The sequence below is a fragment of the Propionibacterium australiense genome (genome assembly GCF_003666605.1).
In the GTDB taxonomy this organism is placed as follows: Bacteria; Actinomycetota; Actinomycetes; order Propionibacteriales; family Propionibacteriaceae; genus Propionibacterium; species Propionibacterium australiense.
Window position 1 is genome coordinate 47,310 of sequence record NZ_RCIV01000005.1, and the last position, 12,717, is coordinate 60,026.

The 12,717-nt window shown below is 69.1% G+C and carries 12 protein-coding genes; 1 reads left to right on the plus strand and 11 read right to left on the minus strand.

All coding sequences use genetic code 11. The features are described from left to right. Positions 1-197: 197 nt before the first annotated feature. On the minus strand, positions 198-2,042 hold the full coding sequence (gene ilvD / locus D9T14_RS05705; RefSeq protein ID WP_119161326.1) for a dihydroxy-acid dehydratase: 1,845 nt from the start codon (positions 2,040-2,042) through the stop codon (positions 198-200). Positions 2,043-2,518: 476 nt separating this feature from the next. Between ilvD and D9T14_RS05710 the strand changes: the two genes are divergently transcribed. Continuing rightward, positions 2,519-2,995: a GNAT family N-acetyltransferase gene (locus tag D9T14_RS05710; RefSeq protein WP_119161327.1), complete on the plus strand. Its 477-nt coding sequence runs from the start codon at positions 2,519-2,521 to the stop codon at positions 2,993-2,995. Here D9T14_RS05710 and D9T14_RS14150 read toward each other — a convergent pair. The 10 genes from D9T14_RS14150 to D9T14_RS05760 all read right to left on the minus strand — a co-directional run bounded on the left by D9T14_RS14150 (position 2,908) and on the right by D9T14_RS05760 (position 12,716). After that, positions 2,908-3,324, minus strand: coding sequence for a transposase (locus tag D9T14_RS14150; protein ID WP_232012370.1), 417 nt, complete (start codon positions 3,322-3,324; stop codon positions 2,908-2,910). The genes D9T14_RS05710 and D9T14_RS14150 overlap by 88 nt on opposite strands. Before the next feature lie 97 nt (positions 3,325-3,421). Next, entirely contained in the window at positions 3,422-4,870 is a 1,449-nt protein-coding gene (locus D9T14_RS05720) for a plasmid pRiA4b ORF-3 family protein (RefSeq protein WP_119161328.1), read from the minus strand. Between the two features lie 123 nt (positions 4,871-4,993). After that, the gene (locus D9T14_RS05725) at positions 4,994-6,013 is read right to left on the minus strand and encodes a zinc-dependent alcohol dehydrogenase family protein (protein WP_119161408.1); all 1,020 of its coding nucleotides are present in this window, start codon (positions 6,011-6,013) and stop codon (positions 4,994-4,996) included. A gap of 148 nt (positions 6,014-6,161) precedes the next feature. Beyond that, the gene (locus D9T14_RS05730) at positions 6,162-8,303 is read right to left on the minus strand and encodes an ABC transporter permease (RefSeq protein ID WP_126464285.1); all 2,142 of its coding nucleotides are present in this window, start codon (positions 8,301-8,303) and stop codon (positions 6,162-6,164) included. Positions 8,304-8,579: 276 nt separating this feature from the next. Beyond that, a complete protein-coding gene (locus D9T14_RS05735; protein ID WP_119161330.1) occupies positions 8,580-9,314 on the minus strand; it encodes an ABC transporter ATP-binding protein in 735 nt (244 codons plus the stop codon). A gap of 301 nt (positions 9,315-9,615) precedes the next feature. Beyond that, on the minus strand, positions 9,616-9,888 hold the full coding sequence (locus tag D9T14_RS05740) for an HPr family phosphocarrier protein (RefSeq protein ID WP_119161331.1): 273 nt from the start codon (positions 9,886-9,888) through the stop codon (positions 9,616-9,618). A gap of 4 nt (positions 9,889-9,892) precedes the next feature. Then, on the minus strand, positions 9,893-10,252 hold the full coding sequence (locus D9T14_RS05745) for a PTS glucitol/sorbitol transporter subunit IIA (protein ID WP_119161332.1): 360 nt from the start codon (positions 10,250-10,252) through the stop codon (positions 9,893-9,895). Positions 10,253-10,488: 236 nt separating this feature from the next. Further along, positions 10,489-11,562: a PTS glucitol/sorbitol transporter subunit IIB gene (gene srlE, locus D9T14_RS05750; RefSeq protein ID WP_119161333.1), complete on the minus strand. Its 1,074-nt coding sequence runs from the start codon at positions 11,560-11,562 to the stop codon at positions 10,489-10,491. A gap of 15 nt (positions 11,563-11,577) precedes the next feature. After that, the gene (gene srlA / locus D9T14_RS05755; RefSeq protein WP_119161334.1) at positions 11,578-12,126 is read right to left on the minus strand and encodes a PTS glucitol/sorbitol transporter subunit IIC; all 549 of its coding nucleotides are present in this window, start codon (positions 12,124-12,126) and stop codon (positions 11,578-11,580) included. Then, a complete protein-coding gene (locus D9T14_RS05760) occupies positions 12,123-12,716 on the minus strand; it encodes a transcriptional regulator GutM (protein WP_119161335.1) in 594 nt (197 codons plus the stop codon). The genes srlA and D9T14_RS05760 overlap by 4 nt, the downstream gene beginning before the upstream one ends. Position 12,717: the final 1 nt, after the last annotated feature.

Genomic DNA, 12,717 nt, shown 5'->3' on the forward strand with positions numbered 1-12,717 from the left:
TCTGCGGTTCGTCCTGCGGTTTCAGTGAGAAGACGCGCTAAAAGCGCAGGACGAACCAGGGTGTGCGCTCGGCCTGAGGGCCTTAGTCTGCGGTTGTTGTGCTCAGACGCGCTAAACGCGCAGGGCGAGCGGGAAGCGCAGGGCGAGCGGGAAGCGCAGGGCGAGCGGGAAGCGCAGGGCGAGCGGGAAGCGCAGGGTCAGTCGAGTTTGCGGCGGGCCGCGCCCTTGTCGGCGCTCTGGGCCAGCAGCGCGAAGACCTTCAGCGCATTCGAGACTACGCGGTCGCGGTGCCGCGGCTTCCAGCCGGCCTCGTCCTGCTCGGTGCGGCGCGCGGCGAGCTCCTCGTCGCTGACCCGCACGTTGATCGTGCGGGCTGGGATGTCGATGTCGATGATGTCGCCGTCGCGTACCAGGCCGATCGCGCCGCCGGCGGCGGCCTCGGGGCTGATGTGCCCCAGCGACAGGCCCGAGCTGCCGCCCGAGAACCGGCCGTCGGTGATGAGGGCGCACTTCGGGCCCAGACCGACGCCCTTGAGATAGCTGGTGGGGTAGAGCATTTCCTGCATGCCGGGGCCGCCCTTGGGGCCCTCGTAGCGCACGACGACCACGTCGCCGGCCTTCACCCTGCCGCCGAGGATGTGCTCGACGGCCTCCTCCTGCGACTCGGTGACGTGGGCCGGGCCGCTGAACACGAACTGGTCCTCGGGCACACCGGCCGACTTCACGACGCAGCCGTCGACGGCGATGTTGCCGTGCAGCACCGCAAGGCCGCCGTCGGCGGTGTAGGCGTGCGCGATGTCGCGGATGCAGCCCTCGGCCGGGTCGGTGTCGAGCTCGGCCGAGCGGTTCGTCGAGCTGAACATCTCGGTGGTGCGCACGCCACCGGGGGCGGCATGGAAAAGCTCCACCGCCTCGGGCAGGGCCGTGCCGCCGCGCACGTCCCAGTCGTCCAGGAAGGACGCCATGGAGTCGTGGTGCACCGAGTGGACGTCCATGTTGAGCAGGCCGCCGCGGCGCAGCTCCCCCAGGATCGCCGGGATGCCGCCGGCGCGGTGGACGTCCTCGAGGAAGAAGACACTGCTGTTCGGGGCGACCTTGCACAGGCAGGGCACGTGGAGCGAGAGCTCGTCGATGTCGTCCTGGTCGAAGTCGACACCGGCCTCCTGGGCTGCGGCCAGCAGGTGCAGGATCGTATTCGTCGAGCCCCCCATGGCGATGTCCATCGTCATCGCGTTGGCGAAGGCCTCGCGGGTGGCGATGGAGCGCGGCAGCACCGAGTCGTCGTCCTCGTCGTAGTAGCGCCGGGCGTTGGCGACGACGAGCCGGCCGGCCTCGGTGAAGAGGGACTTGCGGGCGCTGAAGGTGGCGAGCGTGGTGCCGTTGCCGGGCAGCGCCAGGCCGAGGGCCTCGGTGAGGCAGTTCATCGAGTTGGCGGTGAACATGCCCGAGCAGGAGCCGCAGGTGGGGCAGGCATTCGCCTCCATGCGGGCCAGCTCGGCGTCGGAGACGTCCGGGTCGGCCGAGGCCGTCATCGGGTGGATGAGGTCGAGGCGGGTGCTCGTCGTGCCGTCGTCGTTGGTGATGGGACGACCCGACTCCATGCCGCCGCCCGAGACGAACACCGTCGGGATGTTCAGGCGGAAGGCGGCCAGCATCATGCCGGGGGTGATCTTGTCGCAGTTGGAGATGCACACGAGCGCGTCGGCCTGGTGGGCGTTGCACATGTACTCGACCGAGTCGGCGATGATCTCGCGGCTGGGCAGCGAGTAGAGCATGCCCCCGTGGCCCATGGCGATGCCGTCGTCGACGGCGATCGTGTTGAACTCCTTGGCGACGCCGCCGGCTGCCTGCACCGCGTCGGCGACGATCGTGCCTACATTGCGCAGGCCGACGTGCCCGGGGACGAACTCGGTGAAGGAGTTGGCAATGGCGACGATGGGCTTCCCGAAGTCGTCATCGCCCATGCCGGTGGCGCGCCACAGGGCGCGGGCGCCGGCCATCGGGCGTCCCTCGTAGGTGACACGTGAACGCAGTTTCGGCATTGCCTGATCCTTTCCTCGCCCCAAGAGTAGAACCCCTGCGGGATTACGGACCATTCGCCGACCACAACGTGGTGCCACCGTCAGCGCACGGTGAACGGCTGCGTGTCTTCTTGATCGCGGGGACGAGGGGTTTTGCTGTGGGGAGAGAGGGGCGGGTGGGCTGGGTGCCGGGTCCCGCAGCAGGCGCGCCCTCGCCGATCCTCTTTCCTTTGCGCTTCGGCGCATTCGGAGTCCTTGCCATCGCCCAAATGGGTATCAGCGCGGGTGCTGCTGGCTCCCCGGCGATCGGGCCGACAGTGCTGAGGGACTGGCCCTGGTTCGCGGCAGTGACGTGAGCGGCGCGGCGGTGGATGAGCTCCTGGGTGAGCTGAACGAGTCGTCCTGGGTATCCTTGAGCGTCGGGGACCTTTCCGGTGACGCCTCGGTGGACGTCGACGGGCCGGCCGGTCTCATTCGAGGGCGTTGAGGTGAGGGCAGTGCAGACTGACGCGGACTCAGGGGTGATCAGGGAAGCCCATGCTGAGGAATTGGCTGACGTCCTTGATCTTCAGAAGAGGGCGTTCACGGCTGTGGCCGAGCGCGTTGGCACGATGGAGATCGCACCCCTGACCCAGACGATGCCCGACATCGTCCGTGAGTTCGAGAGCGGGATCATGCTCGTCTGTGAGCATGATGGCCGCATCGTCGGCTCGGTGCGGGCTCACGTTCATGAATCGGTGGCCCACGTTGGTCGGTCGATCGTCGATCCGAGCTGGCAATGCCGCGGGATCGGGACACGTCTCATGAAAGCGCTCGAGAACCGTGTCGAGGGTTGCACCTCGTACGAACTGTTCACCGGAGAGGAGTTCCCGGAGGTGGTCCGTCTCTACGAGGCCTTGGGATATCGCGTGACGGGCACCGTGACCATGGATTCGGCGCCCATGGTCATGATGTCCAAGCCTTCCGCCGGGTAGCGACAGGAAACGGGCCCGGAAAGCCGTTGAGGCCTCTGCACGGGGCCGATCTCGGTGAGCACGGTCTTCGGCCTCCTGCCGTTGCCCATGTTCACCGCGATCGGGGTCTCGCCGTGCTCATGGCCCAAGTGCTCGGTCAGCTCCGCCTCGAGCGCTGTCTCCAGCATGTTCTTGGTGAGCTGGTTCAACAGCCCGCCCGGGCCGACCAGGCTCACGCCCTGCTCCCTGGCCCGGGCGAGCAACCGTTCGGCGAGTTGTTTCTGATCGACGATCTCTCCGGTCACCGGATCGACCAGCCCTTCCGTTGCCTCGGTCGTGGACTCTGACACGGCCGTCTCCTCTCCGATCAGGCAGGACCCCCACACACCGTTTCCCTTACAGCCCCCGTCACAACCCGAGCGGAGCTTGTGAGGCGAGGAAGTCCCTTCAGCCCATCGTCAGGGCATACGCGAGGAAGGCCCGTCCGGCCTTTGTCGGAGCCCATTGGAAGTCGCCATGGCATCGGGCCAGAACCCCGCAGCGGCGAAGGACCTCCAAGGTCAGCACAGCGTGCTGGAGGATGTCGTCGATGCTGTCCTGCGGGGGAGCGGGCGCCCACCATCCGAAAGGACCGGCGGCATGCGCGGCACCGAGCCTGGCGTAGGCGGCGGCATGGGCGCCGAGATCGGGCATAGTGGCTTCGTCGTCCCCGGCGATTGGCCGGCCGGCGAGGTCGAGCATGACGAGCATCCCGGCGACGGACTCGAGTCTCCTGCGGTTACTGCTACTGCCCGTGCCCACGGGAAGCCGGGAGGCGAGCAGCTCGACGATGCCCTCCGGGATGTCGGCGTTCACCAGCGCCGACTTGACCGGCACCAGCCGGTTCGACCGGACTCGGACCAGCCGCATCACCGTCAGCGCCTCGCGGAAGTACAGGATCGGCGCCGTCTGGTTCTCCCTGTTGAGGGTGCCGATCCACTCCTCGCCGATTCGTAGCCGTTCGCTGAGCGCGGCGACATCCCTGGGACGCAGATATCCCGCAGAGGTCAGAGGGACGCCCTCGCCGATGACGTCGAGGAACTGGCGCACGGGCTCGGACAGGGACACGCAGGCCTCGTGGTCGAGGGCAGGGGCGTCGTCCAGCCTCGCATCGAGAATCATCTGGGCCAGGGCGGAGCGCCCCGAATGAACCGACTCGGCGACCAGATTGAGAAGGTCCGGACGGACCCGTAGCACGGCAGGGTCGAGCACTGGTTCGGAAGCGGTGGGCGACCGGCGGGATGCCGGGCCGGTGTCACCGCTCATCGGTACCTGGTCGAGCATCTTCTGTGCGGCTTCGGCGTTGAAGACGAGTAGTTCATCCCGCGCCTTCCCCAGATCGCTGCCCAGCACGTGGGTGAGGAATTCTTCCGCGTCCTCCGGCACGTTGTGCCCACCGAGTTTGCCCTGCAGGATCGCGAGGAGCATGGACCGGCCTCCGACACCGCCGCAGTCCTCCGGCGTCACGCCGCCCTCGCCGCGTAGAAGTTCGGCACGATCGATCCTCCCGGGGCGTTCGTCGACGATGCTCAGGCGGTGCTCCCAGTCATCCCCGAAGTCGTACAGGTATGTCGCAACGGACCGGTGGGAGGGCAGGATGTCGATGAGCGATGCCGAGGCCTCGTCGAGTTCGCGGCCGGGCTCCTCGACGAACGGCACCCACGTCGGTGCTGCGCCCCAGAAACCGGAGCCCCGGGCGAAGCCGTGAAGATGAGCATCCTCCCAACCCATCACCGACTGGATGACGTCGTGCAGGAGGGGCAACGGCAGGTCTACGGGCAGCAGGACCTCGCGCCAGACCTTCGGTTCCGCGTCGACGAGTTCAATCCGAACGGCGACGGTGCGATCAGCGTCCATTGGACCAATGTGCCCGGGTTCGCCGTTCCGGGCAAGAGCCAATTCCCCGCGACCCGCCCGGGGAGGCCCCGGAGGGGAGTCCGTGCGATGTGACGGTTCCCCTCCGGGGTCTCGTGTCCCGGCTCAGACCTCCAACAGCACCTTGATGGCGCGGCGCTCGTCCATCGCCTGGTAGCCCTCGGCGGCCTGCTCGAGTGGCAGGCGCAGCGTGAAGACCTTGCCGGGGTTGATCTCCTTCTTCAGGATCCGGTCGATCAGGTCGGGCAGGAAGCGGCGCACGGGTGCGGGGCCGCCGTGCAGGTGCACCTCGGAGAAGAACAGGGTGCCGCCGTCGATCTGCTGGTCGTGGCTGACGCCGACGAAGCCGACGTGCCCGCCGGGGCGGCAGGACGCGATGGCCTGGTCCATCGAGACCTGGTTGCCGACCGCCTCGACGACGCCGTGCGCGCCCAGCCCGCCGGTCAGCTCCTTGACCTTGGCCGCGCCCTCCTCGCCGCGTTCGGCGATGACGACGTCGGCGCCGAACTCGCGCGCCAGCGCGGCGCGGTCCTCGTGACGGGAGAAGGCGATGACCTGCTCGCTGCCGAGCGCCTTCGCGGCGAGCACCGCGGACAGGCCCACCGCGCCGTCACCGACGACGGCGACCGTCTTGCCGGGGCCGGCCTCGGCGGCGACCGCGCCGAACCAGCCCGTGCCGAGCACGTCGGAGGCCGCCAGCAGGGAGGCGAGGATCTCCGGGTCCTCGGGCCTGCCGCCCGGGACGACGACGAGTGTGCCGTCGGCCTGGGGCACGCGGGTGTACTGGGCCTGCGTGTCCCCCATGAAGCCGCCGTTGACGCAGCGGGACGGGTAGCCGGAGGCGCAGATCTCGCAGGTGTTATCGGACAGGCAGAAGGAGCCGACGACGAAGTCGCCGACCTTGACGTTCTTCACGTCGGAGCCGATCTCGACGACGGTGCCGATGTACTCGTGGCCCATGGGGGACTCCTCGACGGGCTGGAGCCCGCGGTAGGGCCACAGGTCTGAGCCGCAGATGCAGGCGATCTCGACCTTGAGGATGGCGTCGGTCGGGTCGATGACGTGCGGGACCGGCCGGTCCTCGACCGTCACGTCGCCCGGGGCATGCAGGATGACGCCGCGCATGGTCTCGTCCATGTGGTGATCTCCTCTGCTCATGGATACGGGGCATGTCACCCCGGACAAGGGGTGACAGTGTCCAGATTAGGTCTCGTGCGCAAGGAATCCGGCATCCGCCGGGCGCGGGGGCGCCGGGCGTGTGGCGTGTGCTCGTTCACTCCTGCACGCGCAGCGCCTCGCCCAGCGGGATCCGGCGCACGTGGAGCAGGTGCAGTCCGGCCACCAGCAGGTAGATGCCGAAGGCGATGGCGATCTCCTCGGCCACCATGGCTGCGGGCACGGTGAGCACGAAGTTCGCGTCGTAGCCGATGAAGACGCGGGCGGCGCCCCACTTCAGGGCGCTGAGGGTGAGCGCCGGGCTCAGCAGCAGGGAGGCCGCGACGGTCAGTGTCACCGTGCGCACGTAGACGGCCGAGATCTCGCCGTCGTGGTGGCCGAGCACCTTGAGCAGCGAGATCGTGCGCGCGCCCCGGTCGATGACCGTCTTCGTCAGCAGGTGGACGACGATGAGGAAGACGAGGATCGCCAGGAAGGTCGCCATGCGCAGGACCGCTGAGAGGGACGTGGAGATCTGGTCCGCGGCGGTGCGCACGTCCTGCTCCGTCGTGGTGCTGGCCACGGAGCCCCCCGGCAGTTCGAGTGCGGTGTCGGACAGATAGCCGTTGAAGGAGCCGGCGTCGAGCCCGAGCATCCCGTTGAGGGTCTCGCGGGACAGGTAGACGCGCACGTCCGTGCTGTTGCCCCAGGTGCCCGCGATGGTGAGCCGGTGCTCCTGCCGGGTGTACTCGTCGGTGAGGGTGAGCACCTCGCCCACCTCGACATCGGTCTTGTCCTGCAGGCCGGCGCCGACGACGACGCGCCCGCCGGACACGTCGAGCCCGTCGAGGTGGCTCGAGTCCTCGTCGACGCCGAGGAGCTGCACGTCCATCGGGCCGGCGTCCCAGCGGCGCTCGACCTGCAGGACGGTCGTTGTGAGGCGCTCGGCCTGCGCGGCCGCCGGATCGGTGCTCGTCGGCTCGACCGGGGCGGTCAGCGTGTAGGCGTAGGCGGCGGGCAGATTGGCGATGGTGTCCTCGGTGTAGTTGTCGACGACCGGCAGGAAGGCCAGGCCGGCCGTGAGCAGGAAGCTGGACAGGACGATGCCGACGAAGAGCGTGGCGAAGGCGGCCCTGGCCTGCAGCAGCAGGCGCAGACGGAATCTGATGCGGAAGGGCAGGCGCGCGGGCAGGTGCACCGCGCGATGCCCGCGGCGGTTGTGCTCGTGGCGCAGGAATTGCAGCGGGGTGCGGCGCAGCGCTCTGGTCAGTCCCAGGGCGGTGATGCCGATGAGCAGACCCAGCGGCAGCACCGTCGTGAGCAGGAGGGCCCGCACCGAGAAGCTCGCCGTATAGGGCGGCAGGCTGTACATGTCGTAGTAGATGTGCCGCATAGGGGCGACCAGCGCCGTGTGGCCGAGGGCGTTGCCGGCGAGGCAGGCGGTGGCGCCGACGAGCGCGGGCAGCGCCAGATAGTGGCGCAGCAGCTCGCCGCTGCGCCAGCCGGAGGCCAGCAGCGTGCCGATCACCGAGCTCTCTGCCTCGATCGCCGCCGAGGTGATGACGACGACGATGAAGGCGACCACGACGATGAGGACGACGATCAGCCAGGTGATGAAGAACGAGTCGTGGCTGACGTCGTCGGTGCCGTAGTTGATGGCCAGGTTGTCGCCGGAGTCGATGAGCGAGCCGACCCGCGCCCCGGCGGCGATGAGCCGGCCGGCCGCGTCGGTCTCGACGTCGCGGCGCTCGCCGGCGGTCAGGGTGCCGTCCCCGTCGGTGAGCGCCGAGCCGTCCAGGCCGGTGCGTGCGGTGGTATCGGCGGCCAGGGCCGGGTCGAGGAAGAAGGAATAGGTGAAGGCGGTCGAGACGCCGGGCCCGGCGTCGGGGCTGGTCAGGCGCGCCCAGCCCTCGGCTGTCAGGGTGCCCACGCCGAAGGTGAGCGTGTTCATGACGATCCCGGAGTTCGTCTGGAAGAGGGCCATGTAGTCGGGCAGGGTGACGATGCCGCAGATCCGGTAGCCCAGGCCCGCGACCGTGACGGTGTCGCCGACGCCGAGGCGGTGCGCCCGGGCGAAGGTCGCGTCGAGGGCGAGCTCGTCACCGGCGGCGGGCATCGCCCCCTCGTGGAGCGCCACCAGGTCGAAGCCCTCGCGCGGCATGTGCAGGCGCAGGGTGACCTGAGCGTCCGGGTCCTGGCCGTCGGCGAGGTGGGCCTCGTCCACGGCCAACGGCGCGTCGTGGGAGAAGTTCTCGTGCACCTGGAAGCCGGCGTCGGCGAGCGCCCCGGCCTGCTCGCCGGTGAGGGCCGCGGCCGTGGTGACGCGCCCGTCCTCGACGGCGTAGTCCTCGTCGACCGTGTCCGTGATCGCCTCGATGGAGGCCGTCGCGGACAGATAGCCGGTACCGAGGGCGCAGACGGTGAACAGGAGGAGAAAGATCGCCGCGTAGCGGCCGGCGTTCGCGCGCAGCTGCCGGGGCAGGCGGTGCCGCAGCGGTTGGCGGGGGCGGCGGACGGTGGGCTCTGCCCATGGCGCTCACCACTCGAGCTCGGCCGCGGGAACCGGGCGCTCGTTCACCACGTCCTGCACCAGGCGGCCGTCGCGCAGCCGCAGGATGCGGTGGGCCATGCGGCCGATCGCGTCGTTGTGGGTGACGATGACGGTGGTGCAGCCGTGCTCGCGGTTGACCCGCTCGAGGACGCCGAGCACCTCCTTGCTCGTCTCGTAGTCGAGGGCGCCGGTGGGTTCGTCGCACAGCAACAGGCCGGGTTTCTTGACCAGGGCCCGGCCGATGGCGCAGCGCTGCTGCTGGCCGCCGGAGACCTGCCGGGGCAGCTTGTCGCGGTGCCCCCACAGGCCCAGGCCGCGCAGCAGCTCGTCGACGTCGAGCGGATCGGGTACCAGGCAGGCGCAGGCCTCGATGTTCTCGCGCACCGTGAGATCGGGGATCAGATTGTAGAACTGGAAGACGAAGCCGAGCTCGCGGCGCCGGTAGGCCACCAGGCGGCGCCCGGCCAGCGCGGTGACCTCCTCGCCGTTCACCTCGATCGTCCCGGCCTCGGCCGGTTCCAGGCCGCCCACGAGGTTGAGGAAGGTGGACTTGCCCGAACCGGAGGGGCCCAGTAGCACGCAGATCTCGCCGCGGTACAGGCTCAGGGTGACCTCGCTGAGCACCGTGACGCGGGACTCGTCCTGCCCGAAGCACTTCGTCAGCTGCTCGACGCGGATGAAGGGTGTGGGAGAGGAGGCGGGATGGGGCGTGCCGGGCATGAAACCCTCCTTGACTCAGGGTTTTCCGAGCCTATTCCCCGAGCCCGTGTCGAGGACAGCCCCCTTGTGCGGCTTTTTCCTGCCGCTCCGGCCCCTCCCGCTCGTCGACGTCCTCCCCCTTCTGCGGACGCCGTGCCTGTCCCGGTACCGCGCGCACCGCGTGGTGCACGTAGCTGGGGCATTGGGCAGTGCAAACCTGTTCGCTCATCACCGCACGCGCGTGTGGTGCACACATCCGCGGCGTTCGAGGGGAGGGGGAGACGGCGACGAGCGGGGACAACGGGGTGAGGACGTCCCGGTCTCATTCGTCGAGGGGCCCGGTGCCGAGTGCGAGCCTGCCGGCGATGGCCTCGAGGGCCTCGGTCTCGTCGAGGCCGTCGGCGAGCACCAGCACCTCGTCGCCCCGGCGGGCGCCGAGGGCCAGGACCTTGAGCTGGCTGGTGAGCGAGGCCCGTTTACCGCGGCAGCTCAGCCACAGCGACGACTCGAACTGCTCGGCGGCGCGGGCCAGGAGGGCCGCCATCCGGGCGTGAAGGCCCAAGGGGTCGCTGATGGTGACGGTCCGGCTGATCACGGTCTCAGTTCTCGATCGAGATCGTCGAGCCGATGCTCAGCGCGGGGGACCGGCCCTGCACGTGCAGGGTGCCCTCCAGCTGGGCCTGGGCTGCGCCGTCGAAGGCGACCGTGATGTGGCCCAGACCGTCCAGGTTCTTGCGGACGAGGTTGCCGACCGCGGTGACCGGGAAGGCGACGCCGTCGATGACGAGCCGGGCGCCGGGCTTGATGTCGTCGCTCGACTGGTTCATGTCGATGGTGAAGCAGAACTCGGCGAGCGAGGCGGGGGCGCCGTCGCCGAACAGCACGTACAAGCCCTGGTCGGCGAAGGAGGCGGCCTCTGGACCGATGCCCCTGACGGTGGTTTTGTAGATCTGAGCCATGTCGGTCTCCTGATGGATGTGGTTGTGTTCGTCGTGGGGGTGCGTGAGGCGGGCGGATCGGACGAGCCGTCCCCGGTGCAGCGCAGAGGTGCCCGCACAAGGACCGGTGGTGCTGCCAGAGCGGTCGTCTTCCCGGCCGCAGGAGCGGCGCGCGGCTGCGGCGACCCCGCCCGGTTGCCGCATTCCCCGGCGCATGGGCGAGTGGCGCCGGGGAATGGCGGATGCGGCAGCGGGGATCAGGTGGTGCTGTACAGGCCGATGGATGCCAGCCAGGCCACGGCGACGCGCGGGACGCCGTTGACGAACCGGGAGTAGAGCACCGCGGGGACACCGACCTCGACCGTCTCCGCCTCGGCCTCGGCCAGACCCAGGGCGACCGGGATGAAGTCGCAGCCGTTCTGCGTGTTGATGGCGAACAGGGCCGGCAGCGCCAGGCTCGGGCTGACCGCGCCCTTGCCGATCTCGACGCCGATGAGCGTGCCGATGACCTGGCCGATGACGGCGCCGGGGCCGAGCAGCGGCGACAGGAACGGCAGCGAGCAGATGAAGCCGAGGATGAGCAGGCCGGGGCCCGAACCGACCAGCGGCGAGAGGGTCTGGGAGATCCAGTTGCCCAGGCCGGAGGCCTGGATGATGCCGATGAGCATGGCGACGAAACCCATGAACGGCAGGATCGTCGTGATCATCGTCTGGATGGCGTCACGGCCGGCCTGGTAGAAGATGGCGATGATCTTGCCCGCGCCCAGGCCGATCTTCTCCAGCAGGTTCTTGTTCTTCTTCTTGGCCAGTGTCTCGGAGACCTTCATGTCGGACGAGTAGTGCACGGTGTCGTCGGCCTCTGCCTCGGCCGCCGTGCTCTCGGCGTCCCGGGCGCCCGACTCTGCCGTACCGGCCGCGGCGGCCGCCCCTGCGGCGACACCGGCCGGCACCGCGTCCGGCTCGGCGAGACTGACCTGGTCGGGACCGACGGCCGAGACGTAGATGGCCTCGTTGATGAACTGGGCCAGCGGGCCGGCCTTGCCGGTCGGCATGACGTTGACGGTGGGGATGCCCTTCTTCGGGTAGAGGCCGCAGCGCAGCGTGCCGCCGCAGTCGATGACGGCGACCGCGATCTCCTCGTCCGGGACCGTGGTGTTGAAGCCGTTGACCGACTCCATTCCCGACAGCTCCTCCATCTTCTCGACGACCACGGGCTTGGAGCCGCCGCCGACGATGTAGACGATCTTGTTTCTCGTGCCCTCGGCCTTGATGGTGAGGGGGCCGCCGTAACCGGAGCTGCCGCGCGTGACGGTGAGTGCGTGGTACGTCATGGAAATCCTCCTCGTTCAGGCGGTCTTCAGTTCGCGGCTGAGTCGGACGCCCTGCTGCTTCTCGACCCAGCGGGTGATGAAATCGGTGCTCCAGCCGCCGACGAAGTTCATGACGAGGCCGACGAGCAGATAGCGGATGGCCAGCGGCGTGGTGGGCAGCCCCAGCTCGGTGATGCCATTGGCGATGCCGAGCCAGATGAACAGCTCACCGGGGTTGATGTGCGGGAACACGCCGTTGCTCGTGTGGCAGAACTGCATGCCGGCCGCCGCGTACGACGGCTTGTAGAACTCGGGCAGGAAACGGCCGAGCGACAGGGCCATCGGGTTGGCCAGCATGAAGGCGCCCAGGAACGGCAGGAGCATGTAGCGGCTGACGGGGTTGCCCGAGGCGTGGCGGGCCAGGGAGTTGATGCGGTCCTGGCCGATCATGCCGATGAGGGAGTTCATGAAGATGAGCAGGACGAGGACGAGGGGAACGGTCGTGCTCATCCAGCCGATGAAGGTCTCGGCGCCTTGCTGGAACAGGCCGATGAACCATTCGGCCGCCCTGACGATGATGTTCATGAAGTCACTCCTTCCAGTTGAGTGAGTCGGGTTGACCTCACGGCCGTCCTGGTGGCCGTGACGACGTGGGTTGCGGCAGGCCGTGCCGGGACGGCGGTGACCTGCTTCTTCTTCGCGGGCCCGCCGCCGGGGGCGCGCCGTGGGGCCGGGCGCGCCGTGGGGCCGGGCAGTCTGGCAAGGAGACGTCCGAGCGGGCTCAGCGGTTCGGCGGGAACGCCGCCGTTCTGGACGGTGACCCAGTTGCTCTGGGCGTTCTCGACGGCGAGTCGCAGGCCCTTCGGGCAGCGTCGCAGCGAGCCCGGGTCGAGGTCGGCGATGTGCTGCCCGGTGATCTGGGCCAGCGGCTTGAACCGGGCCAGTACGGTCAGGCCGGACATCACCCGGGCGTCGACGATGGTGCCGTCCTCGTCGAGCAGCAGCATGGCGATGGCGCCGGCGCTCAGCGCGTTCCTGCGTTTGCCGATCGCCACCTTGCCGCGCCTGCGCAGCGCGGCGTAGGACGTCGAGAAGTCCTTCATCTGCACCGTTGAGAAGTACATCTGGCCCAGGTAGGCCACGCCGAGTGCGGTGAGGAGGAACCAGAAGTTCATG